The sequence below is a fragment of the Motiliproteus sp. MSK22-1 genome (assembly GCF_001968815.1).
Lineage (GTDB): Bacteria > Pseudomonadota > Gammaproteobacteria > Pseudomonadales > Balneatricaceae > Motiliproteus.
Genome location: NZ_MIEQ01000073.1, coordinates 102,517 through 128,952, shown reverse-complemented (window position 1 = coordinate 128,952; position 26,436 = coordinate 102,517). Strand labels below are relative to the sequence as shown.

Here is a 26,436-nt window from a genome sequence, read left to right as displayed (position 1 = left end):
AGCTGTAATTATTGTTAACACTCTTCGACAACAGTCTTTATATGGGTCGAAGCATAAGGAGCCCATACTGACATGGCCCTGAGAACTGATGATCCTTTTGCCGCACGTGAAGCGGATAATTACGAAAACCCAATCCCAAGTCGCGAGTTTATTCAGTCGAAGCTAACTGAGTTAGGACGTCCGCTTTCTCATGCCCAGTTATGCACTGAGTTGGGGTTGGTTACCGAGGAGCAGATAGAGGCTTTACGCAGACGCTTACGAGCGATGGAACGGGATGGGCAGTTGATGCACACTCGTCGTGGCGGTTATGGTCTGGTGGATCGAATGGATTTGATTTCCGGTCGTGTCTCAGGTCATCGAGATGGATACGGTTTTTTGACGCCTGATGATGGCAGTGAAGATATTTATTTACATAATCGCCAGATGCGTAAGCTTTTTGATGGCGATAAAGCGTTGGTCCGTCCGGGTGAAATGGATCGTCGCGGCCGTTTGGAAGGCAAGGTTGTTGAGGTTCTGGAGCGGAATACCCAGCAGTTGGTCGGGCGCTTTTACCGTGAGGGCAGCGTAGGGTTCGTTGTACCCGAAAATCAAAGAATTAACATGGATATTGTGGTTGCTCCTGAGGATGATCTGGGGGCGGATCACGGTAACTATGTCTTGACTGAGGTTGTTCAGCAACCTGGCCCTCGTAACCGGCCGAGAGTGCGTGTCATTGAAGTGTTGGGAGCTCATATGGCCCCGGGCATGGAGATTGAGGTGGCGATCCGCAATCATGATATTCCCAACAGCTGGACTGAGGGTGTGCTGGAGGAAGCGGGGTGTTTCGGTGCTGAAGTGGCAGAAGAGGATAAGAATTATCGAATTGATTTGAGGGATAAGCCGTTAGTGACTATCGACGGTGAAGATGCCAGGGACTTCGATGATGCGGTCTACTGTGAGCGTAAGAAAAGTGGTGGTTGGCGGCTATATGTGGCTATTGCCGATGTCTCTCATTATGTAAAGCCGAATTCGGCTCTGGATCAGGAGGCACTTAGACGTGGTAATTCAGTCTATTTTCCTGAACATGTTGTCCCCATGCTGCCAGAAGCTCTTTCCAATGGACTTTGTTCGTTAAACCCCAATGTTGATCGTTTGGCCATGGTTTGTGAGATGACGATCAGTGCTAAAGGGAAGCTCAGCGGCTATCAGTTTTATGAAGCGGTAATTCGCTCACATGCACGCTTAACTTACACTCAAGTTGGTGCCTTGTTAGAACAGCCCGAATCAGAGCTGGGCATGAAAGTCAGTCAGCAGTACGCTGACATTATTCCTCATCTATATGAACTCAACTGGCTTTATGAGAGTTTAAAAGAAGCGCGTAAGCAGCGTGGTGCTATTGACTTTGAAACGACTGAAACCCGTATTGTATTTGGTCCGGATCGTAAAATAGAAGAGATTGTTCCGGTTGTTCGTAATGATGCTCATAAGCTTATTGAAGAGTGCATGCTATGCGCTAACGTTGCTACGGCTCGTTTTGTTGAAAAGCTGAAAAAGCCAGGCCTGTTTCGTGTTCACCAGGGGCCAAAGTCGAAGAAGCTGGAAAGCCTTCGTGCTTATCTGGGAGAGCTTGGGCTTAATTTAACCGGGGGGGACAAGCCTCAGCCAGTGGATTACCAGCAATTGCTGGAGCAGGTTAAGGAGTGGCCGGATGCGCATGTTATACAGACGATGATGTTGCGGTCACTGAGCCAGGCGGTTTATACCCCGGAAAATGAAGGGCATTTTGGGCTGGGTTATCCTGCCTATACCCACTTTACCTCACCGATACGTCGTTATCCGGATCTGCTGACACATCGACTGATTCGCACAGTTATCCGCTCTCAAAAGAGTGAAGGTGCAGTAAGCCGGGCCGTGCGAGGAATGATTGGTAGCAAAGGGCCTAAGGATGCGGTTCAGCGAGTCAAAGGAGCGCAATCGATAACATGGGAGCAGGGTTACCCTTACGATGCCAAGATGATGGCCGAATTGGGCGAGCAGTGCTCCATGACTGAGCGACGAGCGGATGAGGCCACTTGGGGGGTTATTGCTTGGTTGAAATGTGAATTCATGCAGGATTGCATAGGACAGGATTTTGAAGCAGTTGTTAGCTCCGTCACTGCATTTGGGTTGTTTGTCGAGTTGAAAGGGATCTATGTTGAAGGTCTGGTTCATGTGACCGCCTTAGCGGGAGATTATTATCACTTTGATGCGGCTAAGCAGCGCCTTGTTGGTGAGCGAACCCGCACTGTCTATCGACTGGGTGATGAGCTTCAGGTCAAAGTTGTTCGGGTGGACCTGGATGAGCGCAAAATTGATTTTGAACTGGTGCAGGCCAATGGAAAAGGAAGCAAGAAGGGCAGTAAATCTGGTCGTCGGAAATCAAAGAAAGGTCGTGGAGCTCGTTAGGGATCGACGGCTACCCTGTCTGAGCTCCTTCATACCGTCCTAAACTCTTAAACCGTTGGAGAATTACATTTCCATAGAGTGTTACATTCCTCTTGAGTGTTATTTCCCCTTAGAGAGTCATACTCCCAGCAGGCAGGTCTGTATAAATCTGTCTGCTGTTCAGTCACTATCCAAAAAGTTGTGGGATTGAGCATAGCTGACCCGGCTTCGGAAACGGTCTTTCTTATTGGCAAAATACATGGCGATCATGCAGCAGGCCAGTACACTGTAAAGAACCATAAAGCAGGCACTATAGAAACCGGCAAAATCCACCGCCAGGCCAAATACAATAGGTAATGTGCAGCCCCCTAACGCTCCTATGGCGGCGACAAACCCGCCGACGCTGCCCATCTGCTGAGGGTAATGGTCATGAATTGTCTTGTAGACACTGGCGCGGCCAAACCCCTGGGCGATACCAATAATAAAGATGAGCAGGGTGAAAACCCACAGGTTCACTTCGACCTTCAGATGAACATCTTGATGAACTCCGTGAATGGTCATGGTGGTTGAGGGGTAGCTGAGAAAAAACAGGCAGACCAGGCAAACCCAGAACACCATCCAATTGACGGTGCTGCCTCCGTAGCGGTCTGCAAACCACCCTCCCAAGGCTCGCACCATGCTGGAAGTTGCGGCAAAAAACAGGGTAAAGGCCATTGCCTGATTGGGTGATAACTGATAAGCGTGTGTATAGTACTGGGGCAGCCACATGATTAGTGCTAGAAAACTACCAAACACGAAATAATAGTAGAGTCCAAAGCGCCAGACCTGCAGGCGCATAAAAATCGGGCTCTGGTCTGGATTGTTGTCCGGGTTGGTTGGTATTTGACTGGCTGTCTGGATGTTGGTTGCTCGCGACGGCGCGAATCCTGCGAACAACAGGGCGGTCAGGATCATGCCTGCGCCATAAACAGGCCCTATGCTGCTCCAGCCCCAGTGGCTGATTAATATCGGTGCCAAAACCAGGGTAATGGCAGCTCCAGCATTGCCTGCGCCAAAAATCCCCATTGCTGTACCCTGGCGGTTGCGTTCAAACCAATCGTTGACATAACGAATGCCGAGAGTAAAAGAAACACCACTTAAACCAATCCAGAGTCCCAGTAACAGATAGAGATCGTAACTGTCGACTAAAGGCAACAGAAACAGGGCGGGAGTAACCAGTAGCATTTGAACAGTAAAGAGGTGTTTGGGGTTGTAGCGGTCTGCCAAAATACCAGCGGGTATTCGTACCAGAGCTCCTGTCAGCATTGGCGCTGCAAAAAAGACCCCTAGCTGAGTTGCGGATAATCCCATGCTTTTTTCAAGCTCAAGCCCAAATACCGCGTAGAGAATCCACACTGAGAAATTTGCTGCGAAGGCCAGTGTTGCCATAGTGAGGGCTTTACTGGCTCCGCTAGTGGGCAATGCTATGCTCATGCTGATGTCCTTCTGCTGCTCTTTGATGGCCACCTTAATAGAATTTCATAAGGAGGTATATGGATTCTGTCCTGCTTAGATTGCTGTTGCTTGAAGAGCTGATTTTTAGGCTACCTATTAAGAGGTAGTGGCTCTACTGCTTGAGTTATAGGCAATCTTTTAGGCCTAGGTGGTAAAGAATCTGCTAATAAAAACTGATTGATCCTCTCCTTGATATACGTCAATAGCTAGTTTCTATACTTGACCAAGATCAAACTTTCCTGAGAGTGAAAGCGAGAAACTTTGTGCATTCCAGATTATTAGTTTCCACATGATCAAGATCGATTGGAGGCACCATGTCTACAGATCATAAAATTAACCTCTTCGCCGTAGGCGATCCGAAGATAAAAACACTCCACATTACCTGGTTTGCTTTTTTCTTGACCTTTGTTGTGTGGTTTAACCACGCACCGCTTCTGGTCTTTATGAAAGAAGCGTTTGACATGACGAGTCAGCAAGTCAAAGCGTTAATGATTCTTAACGTTGCTTTGACCATTCCCGCACGAATTGTGATCGGTATCCTGGTGGATAAGTTTGGCCCACGTAAAATTTACAGCGGCTTGCTGATTATCTCATCGGTTCTTTGTCTTGCGTTTGCTTTCGCTCAGACCTACGAACAGCTGGCAATCATGCGATTCCTGATGGGCTTTGTGGGTGCCGGTTTTGTTATCGGTATTCGTATGGTTGGAGAGTGGTTCCCTCATAAAAGTGTTGGTATTGCTGAAGGGATTTACGGTGGCTGGGGTAACTTCGGTTCTGCCGCTGCAGCGATGAGCCTGCCGACTCTGGCGTTGATCTATGGTGGTGAAGACGGTTGGCGTTATGCGTTGGCCACTACGGGGGTTGTTGCTGGTCTTTATGGTATTTTCTACTACTGGGTGGCAAGAAATACTCCAAAGGGTTCAACTTACTTCAAGCCTAAGAAGTCAGGTGGTCTGGAAGTCACCAGCTGGAAAGACTTCTATATGTACCTGTTGATGAATATTCCAATGTACGTCGCATTGGTGGTCTTGGCCTGGAAACTATCTCCCGCAGGTGTTGGTCTGTTAACCGAAACGGCAATGTACGGCATCTGGATTGTTCTGGCAGTACTCTATGTATACCAAACCAGCCAGATTTGGAAGGTAAACAAGGATCATCTGAGAAGCGGTGTTTCTGAGCTGGAAAAATATGAATTCAAGCAAGTTGCTATTCTTGATTGGTCCTATTTTGTTACCTTTGGTTCAGAGTTGGCCGTTGTGTCCATGCTGCCTTTGTTCTTCCTGGAAACCTTTGAAGGATTAGATCCGGTTAAAGCAGGCTTACTGGCTTCAGGCTTTGCCTTTATGAATCTGGTGGCACGTCCTACTGGTGGCTGGTTCTCTGATAAGTTTGGTCGTCGTAAGGCGCTGATGATTCTGATTGGTGGTTTGGCCGTTGGCTACTTTGTCTTGAGCCAGATTGATTCAGGCTGGTGGATTCCTGCTGCGGTATTGGCAACTATGGCCTGTTCCTTCTTTGTTCAGGCAGGTGAGGGCGCTGTTTTTGCTATCGTTCCGCTGATCAGACGTCGTATGACTGGTCAGATTGCCGGTATGGCCGGTGCCTACGGTAATGTTGGTGCGGTAACTTATCTCACTATCCTGAGCTTTGTCGAGTACAGTACTTTCTTTATGATCATCGGAGCCTCTGCGGCCATTGTGTTCTTTATCGCAATGATGCTGAATGAGCCAAAAGGCAAGATCTCTGAGGTTCTTCCTGATGGTACTGTTGAGATGATCGATGTAGGTTAATCCTTTGGATTTACCAAAGTGGGGCCCGTATTGAGTCTTAAATCGACCTGAACTGGACCTCATCGTCAGCGGCTCTTATATAGGGCCGCTTTTCATTTGTAAGGTGGTAATCTGTATAGCTCAATCTGGCTGTTAGTCAATTTAACAGCTTAAGCAGGGAGCGCCGTTTAGGGTAGCTCCCTTAAAGGAGTCTCTGCATGATCGAAACGTTGACCGATAATCTGAAAATGGATACGGGTTATTTTACGGCGACAGGTCGTAAGTCACAGAATGAAGACTGTGCCGGTGTGCATGTACCAGAAGACTCATATTTAAGCCAGAGCAAAGGCGTCGTTTTGGTCGTTGCTGACGGTGTTTCTTCCGCAGAGGCTGGAAAGGATGCAAGTCATACAGCAGTTACCCGATTCCTCGATGAATATTATCAGACTCCTGATACCTGGTCCGCAGGGCACTGTGGAGAAAAAATCCTCTCAACTATAAATCTTCGTCTTTACCGAAAAAGTCATGAATTCGCGACGGAATGCAAAGGTTATCTGACAACGTTCAGTGCGATTGTTGTTAAAAGTCGAACTGCACACTTTTTCCATATTGGGGATAGTCGTATCTTCCGGCTTCATCGTGATGAATCGGGAGAGCTCGCGTTGTCACAGCTAACTCGCGATCATACTGCGGTTCTTGATGAGAACAGAGCGACTCTATCTCGAGCTCTGGGAATGGATAATCGTCTGAATGTAGATTATGGGCGCGTCCCGTTGGAGGAGGGGGATGTCCTGCTGCTGACCAGCGATGGCGTGCATGACTTTATCGATGAGTCTCAAATCAGGGAAATATTGTCCCAGGAGAAAAGTGCTGAAGAAATCAGTCGTCAGTTGGTCGATACAGCATTGGCTAATGACAGCGATGATAATGTCAGCGCGGTGGTTGCACGAATTAATCAGCTACCCGAAGAAAGTCTGGATGATTACAGTGTGAAACTGACTCGCTTACCTTTCCCGCCAGAGTTGGCACCGGGGATGCGGGTTGATGGCTATGAAATCCTTCGAGAACTGTTTGCTTCCAGTCGTAGTCAGCTATATCTGGTCCGTGACACTGAGACGGGTGAAGAGGTTGCAATGAAAACTCCCTCGCTCAATTTTGAGGACGATATCAGTTATATCGATCGTTTCATTCAGGAAGAATGGATTGGCAGTCGGGTAAAAGGAGAAAATGTTGTTCAGATAATTCGCCAGGCACGACCTCGAACCTGCCTTTATTACCTGATGGAGTTTGTCCAGGGAGAAGGGCTGGATCGCTGGATTGAGCAGCATCAGCCTGTCAGCCCCAAAGCAGCTATCGCAATCGTGAAGCAGATAGCCAAAGGGTTGGAGGCGTTCCATGATAATGAGGCTATCCATCAGGATCTGAAACCGGCTAATGTTTTGATTACGGAAGAACAGCGGGCTGTCATTGTTGATTTTGGATCGGTGTATGTAGCAGGTTTGGCAGAATTGCAGCGACCACTGATTCATGAAGGGGCGTTGGGTACCGCAAGCTATTCTGATCCGCTCTATTTGTTGGGTAAGAATCCGGGTATGCAAGGGGATGTATACGCTCTGGCCACCATTACTTATGAGATGTTTACTGGCACGTTGCCCTACGGTCCGGCCGTAGAGGAGTGCCGAACAGCCTTTGATTATGATCGTCTAAGGTATCAGAGTGCTGCTTTGCATAACCCGGTGATTCCCGTGTGGTTTGACAGTGCGCTGGAAAGGGGGGTGGCTTTCGATCTGGATCAGCGGTATCGGACTATCGAGCAGCTGATGACGGATCTGACCCAGCCGAATCCCGAATTTCTCAAAGTTGATCCTGTGACTGAAAGCAGTACCAGTCGTCTGCTGTTCTGGAAGCTGTTATCAGGCTTTTGGTTTATTACTTTTCTTTTGCTTCTTTATCTGTTTTCCCAGTCATAGGTTTTGATCTTCGTTGTATCAACCACGTTATAAATACAGCAGCGATTAAAGTGGTTGCTATCGCAATGCCTATCAGTTCACCACTTATCCAATCCATAGTCGGTTGTTCCTTAGAAGATAACTCCAGTGCGGAGTTGCCCACTAGATAGCCTGGCATAACATAGACGGGCGCCCAGGCCATGGAAGACAGCAGATTGACCATGATAAACCGGGGTGGAGGCATATACAGCATGCCAGCGACAAAAGGAAGAACGGGTCTGATCGGGCCAATAAATCGACCAATTACAACGGAATAAATCCCGTATCGGCCAAAGAAGAGTTCACCACGCACTACCCATTCCGGATGTTGTTTAAAAGGCCAGTGATCGAGAACCCATGGATGTGCGTAACGGCCAAGAAAGAAGCTACATATGTCGCCGGTAGAAGCTCCCGCCATGGCTGCCAGCAGGCAATAGACCAGAGATATGTTTGCGCCGCCAGCTAATGCTGCAGTAGCAAACAGCAATGAAATTCCTGGAACCACTATGCCTACCATGGCCAGGGATTCGATAAATGCTAGCGATGCAATGGCTATGGTAATGAACTGAGGATGCAGGTTCAGCCATTCAATAAGATCGGATATCAATTCAGGCATAATTATGACCGGTCTTTGCTCCTCTGATTGGGAATAGTATGTTTGAGCAACTGCTAACCTGATTCGTTCAGGGTGGTGCTAACGCTAATGATTAAAGTACATGTCCATGTTGGAAATTAAGTATGGGGCTAACGATTGTAACCTCATGCAGGTAGAATAGCGCTGCTTCATTGTATAGACGCTTTGGGTGTTGAGTCGGTGTTTAGCACCTCAGCAATACTGGATTTAGAAATATGGTATGTCAGAAGCGTCATCAGTAGCGAGAATTGTATTAGTCAACTTCTGTACTAATTAATAACAATATTAATCGAGCGCTGTATTGATTGAAGATTGTATTAATAGAGTATTCTGTTTGAGGATGCTCTATTAATGAATCCTGATGCGACAGCGCACCAATGGCAGCTCAGTCCAATAGGTATAGGTCTGTGAAGGAAATTATACTCATCACTATCGCTGGAGAAGACAAGCCTGGCGTTACCTCCACTATCACCCGCATTTTGGCCAAGTATAAGGTCACTGTTCTTGATATCGGGCAGGCGGTTATTCATGACAATCTTTCTTTAGGCATTCTTATTGAAGTTCCAAAAGAAGCGGAGTCATCTCCTGTATTGAGTGACGTGCTGTTTAGAATGCATGAACTGGGCATGAACACTAAGTTTGATCCAGTACTTGAAACAGACTATCAAAGATGGGTGGAGGGACAAGGAAAGGCACGTCATATCATTACTTTACTGGCCCGTAAAGTCAGTGCGGATCATATCAGTAAGGTGACTCATATTGCCGCCGAGCATGGTCTGAATATTGATAATATCAGTCGTCTGTCTGGCCGGGTTCATTTGGGCGATGATTCTGATCGAACCAAGTCCTGTGTTGAGTTTTCGGTGCGGGGAGCGCCTTCTGACTCGCTTAGAGAGGAGTTTCTGAAGGCCGCCAGTGAACTGGATGTGGATATTGCTTTCCAGAAGGATGATATTTTTCGTCGTAACCGCCGGCTGGTTGTTTTCGATATGGACTCAACGCTGATTGAAGCTGAGGTTATCGATGAGCTGGCCAAAGAAGCAGGGGTTGGTGAGCAGGTTGCGGCAATTACCGAAGAAGCTATGCAAGGTAAAATCGATTTTACCGAAAGCTTTAGACGTCGAGTTGGCTTGCTTAAGGGGCTGGATGAATCAGTACTGGCCAAAGTTGCCGAAAGACTGCCTTTGACCGAAGGGGCAGAGGAACTGGTGGCTAATCTTCATGGTTTAGGCTACAGAACCGCCATTCTCTCTGGAGGGTTTAATTATTTTGGGGATTACCTGAAGAGTAAGCTTGGTTTTGATTACGTTTATGCCAATGAGCTGGAAATTGAAGATGGCAAAGTGACCGGTAGGGTTACCGGGACAGTGGTCGATGGTAAGCGCAAGGCTCAGTTATTACGTGAAATCGCAGAGCGAGAGGGGGTGAGGCTTGAGCAGACAATCGCCGTTGGTGATGGTGCCAATGACTTACCGATGCTTAGTATTGCCGGACTTGGCATCGCTTTTCGGGCAAAGCCTCTTGTCCGAAAGAGTGCGAAGCAGGCAATTTCCACGCTGGGATTAGATGGCATTCTTTATTTGATCGGCTTCAGAGACCGAGACACAGTTGTTTAGGAGCTATTGATAAATCCTGTTTCTGGGATCTCAAGGTGTATGCATGGCCGATGATGAGAGTAAAAACAAGCCCAAGAAAACAGTCAATACCGGGCGTATTCGCCGTGAACGAAAGGCCGCAATATTGGCTGCTGCTGAGAAGGCATTTGCTCTCAACGGCTTTAAGGGCACCAGCACCAGTTCTATCGCAAAAGCGGCTGGCTTGGGAAAGGCTCAGCTCCACTACTATTTTCCGAGTAAGAGCGATCTGTATCAGGAGTTGTTACTGAGTATTATGGAGCAGTGGAACTGTACTCTTGAAAATATAACTGCTGAAGATGATCCGGCGGAAGTACTCAGGGAGTATATCTGTGCCAAACTAAGGCTATCCTGGGATCGACCAGAGCTTTCAAAGATCTTTGCCGGTGAGGTGCTAAGGGGGGCGCCGGTCCTTCAAGAGTATTGCTTTGAGCAGCAGCGAGCCTGGTTGGCCCATAAATCGGATGTATTTAAGTGCTGGATTGATGCCGGCAAGATGGATCCAATTGACCCGGTGCAACTGATTTTTATGATTTGGTCTGTCACGCAGCATTACGCCGACTATCAGGCTCAGGTGCTGGGACTAATGAATCAAAAGGCGCTGTCTGAAGAGCATTTTGTCTGTGTGTCTGAGCAGGTGGTTCAGATAATATTTAAAGGTTGTGGAATTGATGCGTCGTCGTATAGTAAGCAAAAAACTTGACCTGTTGTTCAGTTTTCTTTTAGGATCGAGCATTGCCGGATTCGCCCTGGTCATGATTTGGCTGATGTTGATCTGTCGCGTTATGGTCTCTGAGCTGCGTATGGTGAGGATTGGCTCTGTTGTGAGGGCACGTACTGCGGCTCATATCCTGGGTCTGTCTGAATATCGGTTCAGTACGTTGAAACAAACGATTATAAAATAATAATAAGGGGTTTCATGCCGCAATCATCACAATTGCCTCGACTGGAACTGCGACAATTGGTCAAGTCTTTTCCGGGATGTTTGGCTAATGACCGGGTTGATCTTAAGGTGATGCCCGGAGAGATCCACGCCTTACTTGGTGAAAACGGGGCAGGCAAAAGTACTCTGGTTAAAATGATCTTCGGATTGCTTAAGCCGGATTCCGGCTCCATCCTGTGGGGCGATGAAGAGGTTTATGTCAATAGTCCTGCCCAAGCCCGCTCTTTGGGGATTGGTATGGTATTTCAACACTTTTCGCTGTTCGAAGCCTTAACCGTTAAAGAAAATATAGCTCTGGGAATGAGTGATCCACCGCCAATGGCTGAGCTGGAAAAACAGATTCTCAAAGTTGAAGAACGTTACGGACTTCCACTCGATCCCAATCGCGCAGTGCATAGCCTTTCAGTAGGTGAAAAACAACGCATAGAGATCGTTCGTTGTTTGCTGCAGAACCCTCGCCTGCTGATCATGGATGAACCGACTTCAGTACTGACGCCTCAAGAAGCAGAGACGTTATTTGTAACTCTGCGCCAGTTGGCGGCTGAAGGTTGTTCCATTTTGTATATCAGCCACAAGCTGGATGAAGTTCGACAACTTTGCCAGGGCGCGACGATCTTGCGTTTAGGCAAAAATGTCGGGGCCTGTGATCCTCGTGAAGAAACGGCTTCAAGCATGGCAGCCCTGATGATTGGTGAAGAGCTGGCTGCTGCGTCAGCATCCAGTGCGCCGCAGCGTGGTGATCTTAAATTTGCCATACAGGGGTTGAGTCTTAAATCTGACACCACCTTTGGTATTGATCTAAAGAATATCAGTCTGGATCTTCATGGAGGTGAAATCCTTGGCATTGCTGGCGTAGCCGGGAATGGTCAGGCGGAACTGCTTTCGGTTTTAAGTGGTGAAACCCGTGTAGCTAAGGATAGTGTTTTCCTGTGTGGTCAGCCTGTGGGGGATCGAATGCCTCATCAACGGCGCCGACAGGGGTTGTGTTTTGTTCCGGAAGAACGGCTTGGGCATGGCTCTGTTCCTGATATGAGTCTGGTGGATAATGCTTTGCTGAGCGGTTATGTCAGGCAGCCATTTCTCAATAACGGTTTTGTTCGTCTCGGCAAGGTTCAGGATTTTGCCGAGTTAGTCATTGAGCGCTTTGATGTGCGTTGTACCGGCAATCAAGCGGCCGCAGGAAGTCTGTCAGGTGGCAATCTGCAGAAATTTATTGTTGGTCGTGAGGTGGAACAGGCCCCAGAGGTGTTGATTATTGCGCAGCCTACCTGGGGGGTTGATGCCGGTGCTGCGGCCATTATACACAAGGCTGTTCAGCAACTTGCCGCAGAGGGTGCGGCGGTTTTGGTGATATCACAGGATTTGGATGAACTGTTGACTTTGAGCCATCGAATTTCGGCAATATGTGCAGGTACGCTTTCTACTATCTATCCGATTAATCAAGTTAGTGCAGAGGATGTCGGCTTATTGATGACGGGCGTTGCGCTGGATTCTGCGCCTCCTGAATCGAAGTCGCCGGATGTATTGGAGGTGGCGCAATGATCAGGATGTTACCCAGACCAGAAGCATCGTTGATCATGGTCTATCTCTCCCCCTTGCTGGCATTACTGTTAACTCTGATGAGCGGCTTTATCATGTTTACCATGATGGGGATTGATGGTTTATTGGCATTGGAAGCCTTTTTTATCAGTCCTGTCGGCGATCTTTATGGTTTTAGTGAGTTGCTCGTAAAAGCGATACCCCTGGTTTTGATCGGTATAGGTCTGTCTATTGGTTTTAAGGCCAATGTATGGAATATCGGTGCTGAAGGTCAGCTGACCATGGGGGCCATTTTTTCGGGTGCTTTGGCAATTTTTGCCTATGAAGTCGAAGGCGGCTGGGTATTACCTGCGATGGCTTTGGCGGGAGTCTTGGGGGGAATGTTATGGGCAGCAATACCAGCATTGCTGAAAACCCGTTACAACGCTAACGAAATTTTAACCAGTCTGATGCTGACTTATGTGGCCTTGCTATTTCTTAGTTATCTGGTGAATGGCCCATTAAGGGACCCGGAAGGCTTTAATTTTCCAGAATCAAGAATGTTTGGTGATTCAGGGCTGTTGCCGGTTTTGCTGGAGGACACTCGTCTGCATATTGGTTTGCTGGCTGCTATTGCTGTTGCGATTGCTGCCTGGGTTATGCTCAGTCGAACCCTGATTGGCTTTCAGGTCAAGGTAGTAGGGGCCGCTCCCCGAGCCGCAGAGTTTGCGGGCTTTAGAGAAAAGGCTTTAATTTGGTTTTGTCTGTTATTGGCCGGTGGTCTGTCCGGACTGGCGGGAATGATAGAGGTTTCCGGGCCGATTGGGCAGCTCGTTCCTCAAGTCTCTCCGGGTTACGGGTTTACTGCCATTATCGTGGCATTTGTCGGTCGATTGCACCCCTTGGGAGTCTGTATCGCTGGAATGTTGCTGGCGTTATCGTACCTTGGTGGAGAGAACCTTCAGATTGAAATGGGATTACCACAAGCTGTAACGGGGGTCTTTCAGGGGATGTTGCTATTTTTCTTACTTGCCTGTGATGTCCTGATCAAATATCGATTTGTGTTTGGGTCTGGCAAAGTACAAGGAGCAGCATGATGAGTGAAGGTATGATGATATTTCAGGCGGCTTGTCTGACCATTATAGGTGCAGCAACCCCGTTACTCTTTGCTGCTTTGGGGGAGCTGGTGGCCGAGCGCTCTGGCGTGCTTAATCTGGGTGTCGAGGGAATGATGCTGGTTGGTGCTGTTGGTGGTTTTGTCGGAGCTGTTGTTACCGGAAATACTTATATCGGTATTCTTATTGGTGGTTTGGCGGGTGTGCTGTTAGCTGCACTTCATGCCTTGTTAACCCTTTCTCTATTGACCAATCAGGTCGCAACGGGTCTGGCTATTACGCTATTTGGTGTGGGGCTTAGTGCGTTGATTGGTAGTGAGTTTGTTGGTACCACGGTGGAGCCTCTGTCTAATTTGCCGATCCCTTTGTTATCGGATATACCATTGCTGGGCCCCATCCTGTTCGATCATAATCTGATGATCTATCTGTCGGTTGTGATGGTTGTTGGGCTGCACTTTTTTATATACCACAGCAGGGGAGGTCTGGTTTTACGGGCAATTGGTGAGTCTCCGGAATCAGCGCACGCTTTGGGGTATCCAGTGATTAAATTACGCTATCTGGCATTGTTATTTGGCGGTTTGATGGCGGGTTTGGGAGGTGCTTACCTGTCAGTCGTTTATACACCCATGTGGTCTGAAAACATGACTGCGGGCCGAGGTTGGGTGGCATTGGCTCTGGTGGTGTTCGCCACCTGGAAGCCGGGTCGGGTATTGCTTGGGGCTTATATGTTTGGTGGCGTAACAATATTGCAACTGCATGGACAGGGCTTTGGGTTAGCCATTCCGTCTCAGTTTATGTCGATGCTGCCCTATCTGGCGACTGTACTGGTACTGGTCATGATTTCCAGTGATAAGGTTAAACTAAAAGAAAACTCACCCGCTTCTTTGGGTAAAGTGTTCAGGCCTTCCATCTGAATGGCAATACATACCGATGAGCTGTCGGTGATAACAAGAAAGTAAGTTCTGTAACCTCAGGAGAAACGCAATGAAGCTGGGATTTAAGAAAACGTTAGGAGCCATGGCTGCGGTGGTTGGGCTGGCAATGGGGCCGCAGGTGGAAGCGGCTGTGAAAGTAGGATTTGTGTATGTGGGGCCGGTTGGTGATTTTGGCTGGACTTATCGCCATGATCTCGGTCGAAAGGCTATTGAGAAAAAGTTCGGCGACCAGGTTGAGACAACTTTTGTTGAAAGTGTCAAAGAAGGGCCAGATGCGCAACGAGTGATTCGTAAATTGGCTGCCAGTGGTCATGATCTGATTTTTACCACGTCGTTTGGTTTTATGAATCCGACCTTGAAAGTCGCTAAACAGTTCAAGAAGGTTAAATTTGAACATGCTACAGGTTATAAGCGTGCGAAGAATGTCAGTACCTATGCAGCGCGTTTTTATGAAGGCCGGTATGTTGTCGGTACTATTGCTGGGCGTATGACCAAGAGCAATGTAATTGGTTATGTGGCTTCATTCCCGATCCCTGAGGTAGTGCGTGGTATTAACGCTGTTGCTCGTTCTGCTCGTGCAGTCAACCCTGATGCGACTGTTAAAGTTGTCTGGGTGAACTCCTGGTATGATCCTGGAAAAGAGGCTGATGCGGCGAAAACCCTGACTGATCAGGGCGCTGATATTATTCTCCAGCATACCGATAGTCCTGCACCTTTGCAGGTGGCGGAGCAGCGTTGGATATGGGGGGTTGGTCAGGCTTCAGATATGGCGAGCTTTGCGCCAAAATCCCAGCTTACCGCTATTATTGATAACTGGGATCAATATTATATCGACCGTGTTCAGGCAGTCATGGATGGAACCTGGTCATCTGAGGATACCTGGGGTGGAATCAAGTCCGGTATGGTTGCTTTTGCACCATTTCATAAGGAAATTCCTGCGGATGTGATGGCTGAGGCCGAAAAGATCAAGCAGGAGATCGCTGATGGGGCGCTTCATCCTTTCCAGGGGCCAGTCATTAAGCAGAATGGAGAAGAGGTTATTCCTGCTGGAGAGGTTCTTGATGATGGAGCTTTGGCAGGTATGAACTATTATGTAGAAGGGGTAGAGGGTCAGTTGCCTCAGTAGTGTTTGGTGTATCCTCTGTCTGCTCTGGCAGGCAGAGGGGGGCTTCTGGTAAACGCAATAGTGTTTCGAGGTTGGTGTTTGAAGGATTTTATCCAGGGCTTGCCCAAGGCTGAGTTGCATATTCATCTAGAGGGTTCCATGCAGCCGGAGTTGATGTTTCGTCTGGCTGAGCGTAATTCCATTGCTCTACGGTTCTCTTCAGTTGAAGCGCTTGAAGATGCCTATCACTTTAATAATTTGCAGGAATTCCTCGATTTGTACTATGAGGGCATGCAGGTTCTGATCACCGAAGAAGATTTTTTTGATCTTACTTGGGACTATTTGCAACGAGCCCATGCGGACCGGGTCCTGCATACCGAAATGTTTTTTGATCCTCAGGCTCATTTGGAACGCGGGGTGGCGTTTGAGACTGTCATCAATGGAATTTTTTCTGCCATGGAAGCGGCTCGTTGCGAGCTGGGTATCAGTTCGTTACTGATTTTATCGTTCCTTCGTCATCTATCTGGAGCCGAAGCATTGTCGCTATTGAAGCAGGTGGACGAGCATCTGCCTCTTTTTGCTGCTGTGGGGTTGGATTCTTCTGAGAAAGGAAATCCGCCTGAAAAATTCGAGGCGGCATTTGAATATGCGCGATCGAAAGGTTTAAAAGCTGTTGCTCATGCAGGGGAAGAGGGGCCGCCTGAATATGTCTGGGGCGCGCTGAATGCCCTTAAGGTAGATCGTATTGATCATGGTAACCGCTCGTTGGAAGATCCTTCCTTAATAAAGGTATTGATTGAGCAGCAAATACCGCTAACCATTTGTCCTCTCTCCAACCTTCGATTAGCGGTGGTTGATGATATGTCTGATCACCCGTTGCGTCGAATGCTGGAGTTAGGCTTAAAGGTCACGATAAACTCCGATGATCCAGCTTATTTCGGTGGTTATCTGAATGATAACTATCGGGCTGTTGAGCAGGCATTGAGCTTGAGTGTTGAGCAACTTGGTCTGATTGCCAGGAATAGCTTCGAAAGCGCTTTTGTTAAAAATGATGTTAAACAAGAATGGCTGTCTGCGCTTGATAGTTATATGTGCTCCTATCAGTAATTCTGTTTAGTGGCTTCATGTGTTTTGTTTGTTCTTGTTTCTCTGCTTTTTTGGCTCCTGCTCCTGTTATTAGTTTTCTGTTATTGATTGTTGCTTCTGTTGATGGCAGTAAGTAGTTAATGGCAGTGAGCATGGTTATTGAAGGTGCTGCGGCTCTGCGTAGCGTTTGCCGGGTTATGTAATGTGTTGTTTTAGGTTCTTCACTGTCGTTTTATGTTTTAAGCGGTTCTCAAGGTTTTTACGGCAAAAAGGACTGGTTTTGCTGTAAATCTCAGCGTATCATGCCGCTGATCTCTCTTCTTATGTATCTGATTTTCCAGGTAAGTCCGGTGGATTGAGGTTTTTTTTCTCAATCTGGATCTATTTCTGCAAAACTCCCTTGCGGTTGATCATATCAAAGCGTACAATTCCGTACCCTTTTTTTTAGGGGTGGCAGCTGTTTGCCATTTAAAATTCCATCGGAGTTGTGATCGAAATGCAAAACCAGAAAATCCGAATTCGATTGAAGGCTTTTGATCATCGCTTGATCGACGCTTCCACACAGGAAATTGTTGATACTGCCAAGCGTACCGGCGCGCAAGTGCGTGGCCCGATCCCTCTCCCGACTCGCAAGGAGCGTTTTACAGTACTGACCTCACCTCACGTGAATAAAGATGCACGTGACCAGTATGAGATCCGTACTCATAAGCGTGTGCTAGACATCGTTGAGCCAACTGAAAAAACAGTTGACGCGCTGATGAAGCTAGACCTTGCTGCGGGCGTTGATGTTCAAATTAGCCTGGGCTAATCGAATCGAGCGCTTAGGCGCTATATAAAACGCAGTTTAAATTTAGTCGAGGAATGCTCTGTGAAGGGCAGCCATAGTGGGTTATAGCCCCGTACTCAACTGGCAAGAGGTTTAAAATGGCTATTGGTTTAGTCGGACGGAAAGCGGGCATGACCCGCGTATTCACTGAAGATGGTGCTTCCGTGCCAGTCACAGTCATCGAAGTGGAACCGAATCGCGTTACTCAAGTTAAAACACTTGAAGCTGACGGGTACAGTGCTGTGCAGGTAACTGCTGGTGCTCGTAAAAGTTCTCATGTAAACAAGCCGGAAGCGGGTCATTTCGCTAAGGCTGGTGTTGAGGCTGGTCGCGGTTTATGGGAGTTTCGCTTGTCGGGTGATGAAGAGGTTCAGGTTGGCGATCAGCTGACTGTCGAGCGCTTTGAAGCTGGTCAGAAGGTTGACGTAACTGGTGAATCTAAAGGTAAAGGTTTTCAGGGCGGTATCAAGCGCTGGAACTTCACCATGCAAGATGCCACTCACGGTAACTCTATCTCTCACCGTGCTCCTGGTTCTATTGGTCAGTGTCAGACTCCCGGTCGTGTTTGGAAAGGGAAGAAGATGGCTGGTCATATGGGTGCTGAGCGCGTAACTGTGCAGACACTGGAAGTGGTTCGCGTTGATGCGGAGCGTAACTTGCTCCTGATCAAAGGCGCGGTTCCTGGTGCCACTGGCGGTGACGTGTTTGTTAACACAGCTGTTAAAGCTCGTACCTAAGGGAGATGGCAATGAATTTAACAATTGCAGGAGCCGGCGGTTCGGTCGAAGTGTCCGAAGTCTCCTTTGATAAAGAGTTTAATGAAGCTCTGGTTCACCAGGTGGTCACAGCTTATTTGGCTGGTGGTCGTCAGGGTACCCGTGCTCAAAAGACCCGTTCTGATGTGCGTGGTGGTGGTCGTAAGCCATGGCGTCAGAAGGGTACAGGTCGTGCCCGTGCTGGTACTATCCGCAGCCCAATCTGGCGTAGCGGTGGTGTTACATTTGCAGCACGTCCTCAGGATCATTCTCAGAAAGTAAACAAGAAAATGTATCGCGCTGCGATTCGTTGCATCTTCTCTGAGCTGGTTCGTCAAGAACGTCTGGTTGTTGTCGAAGAGCTTTCTCTCGAAGCACCCAAGACTAAGCTGATGGCTGCAAAGCTGAAAGAGCTGGATCTGAGCAACGTTTTGATGATCTCTGAAGAAGTTGATCAGAATCTTTTCTTGGCTGCTCGTAATCTGCCTCACGTCGATGTACGTGATGTTGCTGCTATCGATCCTGTAAGCCTTGTTGGCTTCGAAAAGGTGCTGGTCACTGTGCCTGCCCTGAAGAAAATTGAGGAGTTGTTGGGATGAACCAAGAGCGAATCTTCAAAGTTCTGTTAGGTCCTCATATTTCAGAAAAGGCAACTATTGTCGCTGAGGATGCTCAGCAGGTTGTTTTTCGAGTGGCGAGTGACGCGACTAAGCCTGAAATCAAAAAGGCTGTAGAGCAACTGTTCGAAGTCAAAGTTGACACTGTGCGTGTGTTGAACGTGAAGGGTAAAACCAAGCGTACCGCTCGCGGTATGGGCAAGCGTAAGGATATTCGTAAAGCTTACGTTCGCCTGGCTGAAGGTCATGACATCGACTTTATCGGTGAGGGCTAACAGAAAATGGCTATTGTAAAATGTAAACCGACTTCTGCTGGTCGTCGTCATGTGGTTAAGGTTGTTCACTCTGATTTGCATAAGGGTGCTCCTCACGCGGCGTTGCTGGAGAAGAAGTCTAAGTCTGGTGGTCGTAACAACAACGGTCGTATTACGACTCGTCACGTTGGTGGTGGCCACAAACAGCATTATCGTCTGGTTGATTTTAAGCGTAACAAGGACGGTATTCCTGCTGTTGTTGAGCGTCTGGAATACGATCCAAACCGTACTGCTAACATCGCATTGCTTAAGTATGCCGATGGTGAACGTCGTTACATCATCGCTGCCAAGGGTATGAAGGCTGGTGATCCTGTAATGTCAGGAGCTGGTGCTGATATCAAGCCTGGTAATACTCTGCCGTTGCGTAATATCCCTGTTGGTAGTGTTATTCACTGCGTTGAGCTGAAGCCTGGTAAAGGTGCTCAGATGGTTCGTAGTGCTGGTACCTCTGCTCAACTGGTAGCTCGTGAAGGTCGTCATGTGACTTTGCGTCTGCGCTCCGGTGAAATGCGTAAGGTTTTAGTTGAGTGTCGTGCAACACTTGGTGAAGTGAGCAACAGTGAGCATAGTTTGCGCTCTCTGGGTAAAGCTGGTGCTTCACGCTGGCGTGGCGTTCGTCCTACTGTTCGTGGTGTCGCTATGAACCCGGTTGATCACCCGCATGGTGGTGGTGAAGGGCGTACATCAGGTGGTCGTCACCCTGTTTCTCCTTGGGGTACGCCAACTAAAGGCTACAAGACACGTAAGAACAAGCGTACGGACAAGTTAATTGTACGTCGTCGTTCTAAGAAATAAATTCTAAATTCGAGGTAACGGCTGTGCCACGTTCACTTAAGAAAGGTCCATTTATTGACCTTCACTTGATGAAGAAGGTTGAGACTGCCATCGAGAAGGGCGACCGCAAGCCAATTAAGACTTGGTCTCGTCGCTCAACGATCTTCCCAAACTTTGTTGGGTTGACGATTGCAGTCCATAACGGACGCCAACATGTTCCTGTTTTTGTTACTGAAGACATGGTAGGTCATAAGCTGGGTGAGTTTGCTGTCACTCGGACCTATCGCGGACATGCTGCCGATAAGAAAGCTAAACGTTGAGTCTGAGAGGATATATAGATGGAAGTTGCCGCTAAGTTAAAAGGCGCCCGCTTATCCGCGCAGAAAGCTCGACTTGTAGCTGATCAAATTCGCGGTAAGTCTGTTGATGAGGCCCTGAACATTCTGGCCTTCAGCCCTAAAAAAGGTGCTGAAATCATGAAAAAGTTGCTTGAGTCTGCGATTGCAAACGCCGAGCACAATGAAGGTGCAGATGTCGACGAGCTGAGGGTATCGACTGTATTTGTGGATGAAGGTATGACTATGAAGCGCATTAAGCCGCGTGCAAAAGGTCGTGCTGATCGTATCCTCAAGCGCTCGTGCCACATCACTGTTAAGGTTGCTGAAAGCTAGGAGACACCAAGATGGGTCATAAAATACATCCTACAGGTTACCGGCTTGGTGTTGTGAAGGATCATACCTCTGTTTGGTATGCAAACCGCTCCGCTTATGCCAAAAACTTGTTGCAAGACCTGGAAGTACGTAAGTACTTGCAAGGTAAATTAAAGCAAGCATCTGTCAGTCGTATCGAAATCGAGCGTCCTGCACAGAATGCGCGCATTACCATTCACACTGCCCGTCCAGGTATTGTTATTGGTAAGAAAGGTGAAGATGTAGAGAAGCTGCGTAATGCTGTTTCCAAGATGATGGGCGTTCCTGTCCATATCAACATCGAAGAGATTCGTAAGCCTGAGCTGGACGCTGGTCTGGTTGCTCAGGGTGTTGCGAGTCAGCTTGAGCGTCGTGTGATGTTCCGTCGTGCTATGAAGCGTGCGGTTCAGAACGCAATGCGCTTGGGCGCAAAAGGTATCAAGATTCAGGTTGGTGGCCGTTTGGGTGGTGCAGAGATTGCACGTTCTGAATGGTACCGGGAAGGTCGTGTTCCTCTGCATACCCTGCGTGCTGATATCGATTACGGTACATATGAAGCCCATACTACTTACGGCGTTATCGGCGTTAAAGTATGGATCTTCAAGGGTGAAATTCTGGGCGGCATTGAGCAGGTTCGTGCTCAAAAAGCGGTCAAGAAGAAAAGTTCTAAGTAGAGGGTACGTCAATGCTGCAACCTAAGCGTACAAAATACCGCAAGATGATGAAAGGCCGTAACCGCGGTCTGGCGTTGCGCGGTAGTAACGTAAGTTTTGGCGAATTCGGACTTAAGGCTGTTGGTCGTGGTCGCATCACTGCGCGTCAGATTGAAGCCGCACGTCGTACCATGACTCGTCACATTAAACGTGGCGGTAAGATCTGGATTCGTGTTTTTCCCGACAAGCCTATCACTACCAAGCCTCTGGAAGTACGTCAGGGTAAAGGTAAGGGTAATGTCGAATACTGGGTAGCCCAGATTCAGCCCGGCAAGGTGCTGTTTGAGATGGAAGGTGTTTCAGAGCAGTTGGCTAATGAGGCGTTTGATCTCGCTGCTGCGAAGCTTCCTGTGGCAACCACCTTTGTTAAGCGGACGGTAATGTAATGAGTACTGTTGAATTACGTGAAAAGTCCGTAGATGAGCTTGATCAAGAGCTACTCGACCTGCTCAAGGAACAGTTCAATCTGCGGATGCAGAAGAGTTCTGGTCAGTTGGCGCAGTCGCATCTGTTAGGTCAGGTGCGTCGTAATATTGCTCGCGTCAAGACCGTTCTGAACGAGAAGGCGAACGAGAAGGCAGGTAAGTAACCATGACTGCAGAAAACAACATCCGCACTGTGACTGGCCGTGTTGTCAGTGACAAGATGGATAAGACCGTTACAGTGATGGTTGAGCGTAAGGTTAAGCACCCGGTTTACGGTAAGTACGTAAAGCGCTCAACTAAGCTTCATGCCCATGACGAGCAGAATGAATGTCGAATGGGAGACTTGGTTACTATCAAAGAAGCCAGTCCTTTTTCGAAGTCAAAAACTTGGGCGTTAGTAAAAATTGAAGAACGCGCTGCAAAGGTGTAATATACGCGCCTTCGCTCTGGTGTTGACTCATTTTGGATGGGTCAGCACTACCGCGTAATGGAGTAGACCATGATTCAAACTGAATCAATACTAGACGTTGCTGATAACAGTGGCGCTAAGCGCGTACAGTGCATTAAAGTGTTGGGCGGCTCTCATCGTAGATACGCTCGCATTGGCGATATCATCAAAGTTACTGTTAAGGAAGCAATTCCCCGCGGTAAGGTGAAGAAAGGTCAGGTGCTGAAGGCTGTGGTTGTTCGTACTCGTAAGGGTGTTCGTCGCTCTGATGGTTCGATCATTCGCTTCGATACTAACTCTGCTGTGCTGCTGAACGATTCAAGCGAACAGCCGATTGGTACTCGTATCTTTGGCCCTGTGACGCGTGAGCTTCGTAATGAGAAGTTCATGAAGATCATTTCCCTGGCGCCTGAAGTGCTGTAAAGACCAAGTTTTAGTTAACTTGTGTCCATGTAAAACGCTGAGACTCCTGCTCTTTTGAGCAACTGCGGAGCCTCGGCGTTTTGAGCATGAGAGGGTAGTAGGAAAGGATAAGGTAAATTAAATGCGCAAGATCAGACGTGACGACGAAGTGATCGTCATCGCTGGAAGAGATAAAGGCAAGCGTGGAAAGGTCATGAAAGTTCTGACCGATGATCGTTTTGTTGTTTCCGGCATCAACATGGTTAAAAAGCACCAGAAGCCTAACCCGATGTTGGGTCAGCCTGGTGGTATCGTTGAAAAGGAAGGGCCTATTGCTGCTTCCAATGTTGCGGTATTCAACGCTGCTACGGGTAAAGGCGATCGTGTGGGCTTTAAGATCTTGGAAGATGGTACCAAAGTACGTTTCTTCAAATCTAACGGCGAACTAATCGGCGCTTAAGGAGAACAGGTATCATGTCAAGATTAAAAGCTTTATACAAAGAAACTGTAGCTCCTCAGCTTAAAGAAGAGCTAGGTCTCAAAAATGTGATGGAAACTCCTCGCATTACCAAAATCACCCTGAATATGGGTCTTGGTGAGGCTATTGGCGACAAGAAAATGTTGGAAAATGCCGTTGCCGATATGGAAGCGATTGCCGGTCAGAAGGTTGTCGTTACCAAGGCGCGCAAGTCTGTTGCAGCATTTAAAGTTCGTGAAGGCTGGCCAATTGGTTGTAAGGTAACTTTGCACGGCAACCGTATGTGGGAATTCTTCGACCGTCTGGTTGATGTTTCTATTCCTCGTATTCGTGATTTCCGTGGCTTGAACTCCAAGTCTTTTGATGGTCGTGGCAACTACAGCATGGGTGTCAAAGAGCAAATCATCTTTCCTGAGATCGATTACGATAAAGTCGATAAGCTGCGTGGAATGGATATTACCATCACCACAACTGCTCGGAATAACGATGAAGGTCGCGCTTTGCTGACTGCTCTGGGTTTCCCCTTTAAGAAATAACGGTGAGTTGCTATGGCTAAGGAATCAATGAAGGCGCGTGAAGCTAAGCGCGCTCGTCTAGTGGCTAAGTTTGCTGAGAAGCGTGCAAACTTGAAAGCGATCATTAGCTCTGTCAGTGCGTCTGACGATGAGCGTTGGGAAGCGCAGGTTGCCCTGCAGAAGCTTCCTCGTGATGCTAGCCCTAGTCGTCAACAGCGTCGCTGCCAGATTACTGGTCGCCCGCACGCTGTCTATCGTAAATTCGGACTTTCCCGAATTCAGCTGCGTGAAGCCGCCATGCGCGGTGATGTACCCGGCTTGAAAAAAGCTAGTTGGTAAGCGTCGATCCAAGATCGAACTGCTGCACAATAGTGAGGACTCATTAAATGAGCATGCAAGACACACTTGCGGATATGTTTACACGTATTCGCAACGCAAACATGGCTGAAAAACAGTCTGTGGCTATGCCAGCATCAAAGCAGAAAGCGGCTGTTGCTCAGCTTCTGTTAGATGAAGGTTATATCTCTGGCTTTAGTGTCAGTGATGAAGTTAAGGCTACATTGAGCATCGAGCTCAAGTATTTTGAAGGCAAGCCGGTTATCGAGAAGATTGCCCGCGTTAGCCGTCCTGGATTGCGTATCTACCGTTCTAAAGATGAACTGCCAAAAGTATCTGCTGGTTTAGGTATTTCAATCATTTCAACTTCTAAAGGTCTCATGACTGATCGTGCTGCTCGTGCAGCGGGTATCGGTGGTGAGGTTCTTTGTAGCGTCTTCTAAGGGGGTTGAAATGTCTCGTATAGCAAAAGCTCCTATTAGCATTCCAAGCGGCGTTACTGTCAAGCTTGACGCTCAGACGATTAACATCAAAGGTGGAAAAGGTCAGCTAGAGCTGGCAATTCACCAGGATGTTGAAGTAAAGAACGAAGATAACGTACTGACCTTCGCTCCTCGAAGTGGCTCCAAACAGGCTAATGCCATGGCTGGAACAACTCGGGCGTTGGTTAATAATATGGTCGTTGGCACTAGTGAAGGTTTCGAAAAGAAGCTTGAACTGATCGGTGTAGGTTATCGTGCTGCCGTTAAAGGTAGTGTGCTGAATCTGACTCTAGGTTTCTCTCACCCGGTCAATTACGAATTGCCAGAAGGCATCTCTGCTGAAACACCTTCCCAGACTACTGTTGTTCTGAAAGGTGCTGACAAGCAGAAGATCGGCCAGGCTGCCGCAGAAATTCGCGCTTTCCGTCCACCAGAGCCTTATAAGGGTAAGGGTGTCCGTTACGCCGATGAGTATGTGCGTCGTAAAGAAGCTAAGAAGAAATAGTAGGGCAGGATTATGAGTGTAAAGAAAGATTCTCGTCAGCGTCGTGCCCGTCGCTCACGCATCAAGATGCGCGAGTTGGGTGCTATACGCCTGTGCGTTCATCGCACTCCGCAGCACATCTACGCACAGGTTATCTCCGGTGACGGAAGCAAGGTTTTGGCTACTGCTTCTACCGTTGAGAAAGAACTGCGTGAAGGTGCGACCAGTAATGTAGAGGCCGCTTCCAAAGTTGGTTTGCTCATCGCTGAGCGTGCTAAGGGTGCTGGTATCTCTAAGGTAGCTTTCGATCGTTCCGGATTTAAATATCACGGACGCGTTAAAGCTTTGGCAGAAGCGGCGCGTGAAGGCGGCCTGGAATTCTAAAGGTTAGGTTATGGCAAATCACGAACAGAAAGACGGTGACCTTCAGGAAAAGTTAATCCAGGTTAACCGTGTTGCCAAAGTAGTTAAGGGTGGTCGTGTATTCGGCTTTACCGCTCTGACTGTGGTAGGTGACGGCAATGGTAAGGTTGGCTTTGGTCGCGGTAAAGCGCGCGAAGTGCCAGTCGCTATCCAGAAGGCAATGGAGCAAGCTCGCCGTAATATGGTGAGCGTTGATCTTAACGGTACGACTCTGCAGTATGCTGTAAAAGCCCGTCACGGTGCTTCCAAAGTTTACATGCAGCCTGCATCTGAAGGTACTGGTGTTATTGCTGGTGGTGCGATGCGTGCAGTACTTGAATTGGCTGGTGTGCATAACGTACTGGCTAAGTGCTACGGCTCTACCAACCCAGTTAACGTTGTTCGGGCTACCGTTGAAGGTCTTAAGGCTGTACGGTCTCCTGAAGAAGTTGCTGCTAAGCGTGGCAAAACTGTGGAAGAGATCCTGGGGTAATCAGTGATGGCTAACAAAATTAAAGTGACGCTGCACCGTAGTCCGATTGGTACTCTGCCTGACCACAAACTATGCGTTAAAGGTTTGGGTCTGCGTCGTATCAATCATACGGTTGAAGTAGAGGATACTCCTTCAGTACGTGGCATGATCAACAAGGTCAACTATATGGTTCGCATCGAAAGCGACCAGTAGTTTTAGACGAATAGTGGAGAGACACATCATGCGTCTGAATACTCTAAGCCCTGCTGCTGGCTCCAAGAAAGCACCTAAGCGTGTTGGTCGTGGTATTGGTAGTGGCTTGGGCAAGACCGCAGGTCGCGGTCATAAAGGTTTGAAATCCCGTTCCGGCGGTACTGTCAAGCCTGGTTTCGAAGGCGGTCAGATGCCTTTACAGCGTCGTCTGCCTAAGTACGGCTTTACGTCTCGCAAGGCTGCTTACCGTGCAGAGATTCGTTTAGACGAATTGGCTAAGGTAACGGCAGAGGTTGTTGATTTGGCTGCTCTTGAGCAAGCTAACATCATCTCTCGCGATATCAAGGAAGCTAAAGTTATCCTTTCTGGTGAGCTGACCAAGGCGGTAACCGTCAAGGGTCTTAAGGTCACCAAAGGTGCTAAAGCTGCAATTGAAGCGGCAGGCGGAAAAGTCGAGGAATAACATT

At 48.2% G+C, this 26,436-nt stretch carries 33 protein-coding genes; 31 read left to right on the top strand and 2 right to left on the bottom strand.

The features are described 5' to 3' along the window. Window positions 1-72 precede the first annotated feature (72 nt). Entirely contained in the window at window positions 73-2,424 is a 2,352-nt protein-coding gene (gene rnr / locus BGP75_RS21395) for a ribonuclease R (protein ID WP_076720961.1), read from the top strand. 159 nt (window positions 2,425-2,583) lie between these two features. Here the strand turns inward: rnr and BGP75_RS21390 are convergent, their stop codons facing one another. Beyond that, a complete protein-coding gene (locus BGP75_RS21390; RefSeq protein ID WP_076720987.1) occupies window positions 2,584-3,876 on the bottom strand; it encodes a nitrate/nitrite transporter in 1,293 nt (430 codons plus the stop codon). Window positions 3,877-4,211: 335 nt separating this feature from the next. On the opposite strand from BGP75_RS21390, the gene BGP75_RS21385 reads away from it, so the two are divergent. Next, a complete protein-coding gene (locus tag BGP75_RS21385) occupies window positions 4,212-5,687 on the top strand; it encodes a NarK family nitrate/nitrite MFS transporter (protein WP_076720960.1) in 1,476 nt (491 codons plus the stop codon). A 197-nt stretch (window positions 5,688-5,884) separates the two neighbouring features. After that, the gene (locus tag BGP75_RS21380) at window positions 5,885-7,636 is read left to right on the top strand and encodes a bifunctional protein-serine/threonine kinase/phosphatase (protein ID WP_076720959.1); all 1,752 of its coding nucleotides are present in this window, start codon (window positions 5,885-5,887) and stop codon (window positions 7,634-7,636) included. Here the strand turns inward: BGP75_RS21380 and BGP75_RS21375 are convergent. After that, window positions 7,596-8,270, bottom strand: a complete 675-nt coding sequence (locus BGP75_RS21375) for a DedA family protein (protein WP_076720958.1) — start codon at window positions 8,268-8,270, stop codon at window positions 7,596-7,598. The two genes, BGP75_RS21380 and BGP75_RS21375, sit on opposite strands and share 41 nt — an antisense overlap. 425 nt (window positions 8,271-8,695) lie before the next feature. On the opposite strand from BGP75_RS21375, the gene serB reads away from it, so the two are divergent. From serB to rplO, 28 genes are all read left to right on the top strand, one after another. Continuing rightward, on the top strand, window positions 8,696-9,904 hold the full coding sequence (gene serB, locus BGP75_RS21370) for a phosphoserine phosphatase SerB (protein ID WP_076720957.1): 1,209 nt from the start codon (window positions 8,696-8,698) through the stop codon (window positions 9,902-9,904). A 43-nt stretch (window positions 9,905-9,947) separates the two neighbouring features. Next, the gene (locus BGP75_RS21365) at window positions 9,948-10,625 is read left to right on the top strand and encodes a TetR/AcrR family transcriptional regulator (protein WP_076720956.1); all 678 of its coding nucleotides are present in this window, start codon (window positions 9,948-9,950) and stop codon (window positions 10,623-10,625) included. Window positions 10,626-10,841: 216 nt separating this feature from the next. Next, entirely contained in the window at window positions 10,842-12,407 is a 1,566-nt protein-coding gene (locus BGP75_RS21355; RefSeq protein ID WP_076720954.1) for an ABC transporter ATP-binding protein, read from the top strand. Then, window positions 12,404-13,480, top strand: coding sequence for an ABC transporter permease (locus tag BGP75_RS21350; RefSeq protein WP_076720953.1), 1,077 nt, complete (start codon window positions 12,404-12,406; stop codon window positions 13,478-13,480). Before BGP75_RS21355 ends, BGP75_RS21350 begins: the two co-directional genes overlap by 4 nt. Continuing rightward, window positions 13,477-14,412, top strand: a complete 936-nt coding sequence (locus tag BGP75_RS21345) for an ABC transporter permease (protein WP_233152993.1) — start codon at window positions 13,477-13,479, stop codon at window positions 14,410-14,412. The genes BGP75_RS21350 and BGP75_RS21345 overlap by 4 nt, the downstream gene beginning before the upstream one ends. Before the next feature lie 70 nt (window positions 14,413-14,482). Further along, window positions 14,483-15,559 (top strand): BMP family ABC transporter substrate-binding protein, encoded by a 1,077-nt coding sequence (locus BGP75_RS21340; protein WP_076720952.1) that lies wholly within the window; start codon window positions 14,483-14,485, stop codon window positions 15,557-15,559. Between the two features lie 6 nt (window positions 15,560-15,565). Beyond that, window positions 15,566-16,645: an adenosine deaminase gene (locus BGP75_RS21335; RefSeq protein ID WP_233152992.1), complete on the top strand. Its 1,080-nt coding sequence runs from the start codon at window positions 15,566-15,568 to the stop codon at window positions 16,643-16,645. A 475-nt stretch (window positions 16,646-17,120) separates the two neighbouring features. Beyond that, entirely contained in the window at window positions 17,121-17,432 is a 312-nt protein-coding gene (rpsJ, locus tag BGP75_RS21330; RefSeq protein WP_076720951.1) for a 30S ribosomal protein S10, read from the top strand. Between the two features lie 116 nt (window positions 17,433-17,548). Further along, complete coding sequence (gene rplC, locus BGP75_RS21325; RefSeq protein ID WP_076720950.1) at window positions 17,549-18,187, top strand: 50S ribosomal protein L3; 639 nt, start codon at window positions 17,549-17,551, stop codon at window positions 18,185-18,187. Window positions 18,188-18,198: 11 nt separating this feature from the next. Continuing rightward, window positions 18,199-18,804 carry a 50S ribosomal protein L4 gene (rplD, locus tag BGP75_RS21320; RefSeq protein ID WP_076720949.1) on the top strand — a complete coding sequence of 202 codons (606 nt, stop codon included), beginning with the start codon at window positions 18,199-18,201 and terminating at the stop codon, window positions 18,802-18,804. Then, window positions 18,801-19,097 (top strand): 50S ribosomal protein L23, encoded by a 297-nt coding sequence (rplW, locus tag BGP75_RS21315; protein ID WP_076720948.1) that lies wholly within the window; start codon window positions 18,801-18,803, stop codon window positions 19,095-19,097. The genes rplD and rplW overlap by 4 nt, the downstream gene beginning before the upstream one ends. 6 nt (window positions 19,098-19,103) lie before the next feature. Continuing rightward, complete coding sequence (rplB, locus tag BGP75_RS21310; protein WP_076720947.1) at window positions 19,104-19,931, top strand: 50S ribosomal protein L2; 828 nt, start codon at window positions 19,104-19,106, stop codon at window positions 19,929-19,931. A 23-nt stretch (window positions 19,932-19,954) separates the two neighbouring features. Then, window positions 19,955-20,230, top strand: coding sequence for a 30S ribosomal protein S19 (rpsS, locus tag BGP75_RS21305; protein WP_076720946.1), 276 nt, complete (start codon window positions 19,955-19,957; stop codon window positions 20,228-20,230). An 18-nt stretch (window positions 20,231-20,248) separates the two neighbouring features. Then, window positions 20,249-20,581 carry a 50S ribosomal protein L22 gene (gene rplV, locus BGP75_RS21300; RefSeq protein ID WP_076720945.1) on the top strand — a complete coding sequence of 111 codons (333 nt, stop codon included), beginning with the start codon at window positions 20,249-20,251 and terminating at the stop codon, window positions 20,579-20,581. An 11-nt stretch (window positions 20,582-20,592) separates the two neighbouring features. After that, the gene (gene rpsC, locus BGP75_RS21295) at window positions 20,593-21,273 is read left to right on the top strand and encodes a 30S ribosomal protein S3 (RefSeq protein ID WP_076720944.1); all 681 of its coding nucleotides are present in this window, start codon (window positions 20,593-20,595) and stop codon (window positions 21,271-21,273) included. Between the two features lie 11 nt (window positions 21,274-21,284). Further along, a complete protein-coding gene (gene rplP / locus BGP75_RS21290; RefSeq protein WP_076720943.1) occupies window positions 21,285-21,698 on the top strand; it encodes a 50S ribosomal protein L16 in 414 nt (137 codons plus the stop codon). Beyond that, window positions 21,698-21,901, top strand: coding sequence for a 50S ribosomal protein L29 (rpmC, locus tag BGP75_RS21285; protein ID WP_076720942.1), 204 nt, complete (start codon window positions 21,698-21,700; stop codon window positions 21,899-21,901). The genes rplP and rpmC overlap by 1 nt, the downstream gene beginning before the upstream one ends. 2 nt (window positions 21,902-21,903) lie before the next feature. Further along, entirely contained in the window at window positions 21,904-22,167 is a 264-nt protein-coding gene (gene rpsQ / locus BGP75_RS21280) for a 30S ribosomal protein S17 (protein ID WP_076720941.1), read from the top strand. A 69-nt stretch (window positions 22,168-22,236) separates the two neighbouring features. Further along, window positions 22,237-22,608 (top strand): 50S ribosomal protein L14, encoded by a 372-nt coding sequence (rplN, locus tag BGP75_RS21275; protein WP_076720940.1) that lies wholly within the window; start codon window positions 22,237-22,239, stop codon window positions 22,606-22,608. Between the two features lie 121 nt (window positions 22,609-22,729). Further along, window positions 22,730-23,047 (top strand): 50S ribosomal protein L24, encoded by a 318-nt coding sequence (rplX, locus tag BGP75_RS21270; RefSeq protein ID WP_076720939.1) that lies wholly within the window; start codon window positions 22,730-22,732, stop codon window positions 23,045-23,047. Window positions 23,048-23,061: 14 nt separating this feature from the next. Further along, complete coding sequence (rplE, locus tag BGP75_RS21265) at window positions 23,062-23,601, top strand: 50S ribosomal protein L5 (RefSeq protein WP_076720938.1); 540 nt, start codon at window positions 23,062-23,064, stop codon at window positions 23,599-23,601. Between the two features lie 12 nt (window positions 23,602-23,613). Further along, window positions 23,614-23,919, top strand: coding sequence for a 30S ribosomal protein S14 (gene rpsN, locus BGP75_RS21260; RefSeq protein WP_076720937.1), 306 nt, complete (start codon window positions 23,614-23,616; stop codon window positions 23,917-23,919). A gap of 47 nt (window positions 23,920-23,966) precedes the next feature. Beyond that, on the top strand, window positions 23,967-24,359 hold the full coding sequence (gene rpsH, locus BGP75_RS21255; RefSeq protein WP_076720936.1) for a 30S ribosomal protein S8: 393 nt from the start codon (window positions 23,967-23,969) through the stop codon (window positions 24,357-24,359). Window positions 24,360-24,369: 10 nt separating this feature from the next. Then, the gene (gene rplF / locus BGP75_RS21250; protein WP_076720935.1) at window positions 24,370-24,903 is read left to right on the top strand and encodes a 50S ribosomal protein L6; all 534 of its coding nucleotides are present in this window, start codon (window positions 24,370-24,372) and stop codon (window positions 24,901-24,903) included. A 12-nt stretch (window positions 24,904-24,915) separates the two neighbouring features. After that, window positions 24,916-25,266, top strand: a complete 351-nt coding sequence (gene rplR / locus BGP75_RS21245; protein WP_076720934.1) for a 50S ribosomal protein L18 — start codon at window positions 24,916-24,918, stop codon at window positions 25,264-25,266. A gap of 10 nt (window positions 25,267-25,276) precedes the next feature. Then, window positions 25,277-25,777 carry a 30S ribosomal protein S5 gene (rpsE, locus tag BGP75_RS21240; protein ID WP_076720933.1) on the top strand — a complete coding sequence of 167 codons (501 nt, stop codon included), beginning with the start codon at window positions 25,277-25,279 and terminating at the stop codon, window positions 25,775-25,777. 6 nt (window positions 25,778-25,783) lie between these two features. Next, a complete protein-coding gene (gene rpmD / locus BGP75_RS21235; protein WP_076720932.1) occupies window positions 25,784-25,969 on the top strand; it encodes a 50S ribosomal protein L30 in 186 nt (61 codons plus the stop codon). A gap of 28 nt (window positions 25,970-25,997) precedes the next feature. Next, window positions 25,998-26,432, top strand: coding sequence for a 50S ribosomal protein L15 (gene rplO / locus BGP75_RS21230; RefSeq protein ID WP_076720931.1), 435 nt, complete (start codon window positions 25,998-26,000; stop codon window positions 26,430-26,432). Window positions 26,433-26,436 lie beyond the last annotated feature (4 nt).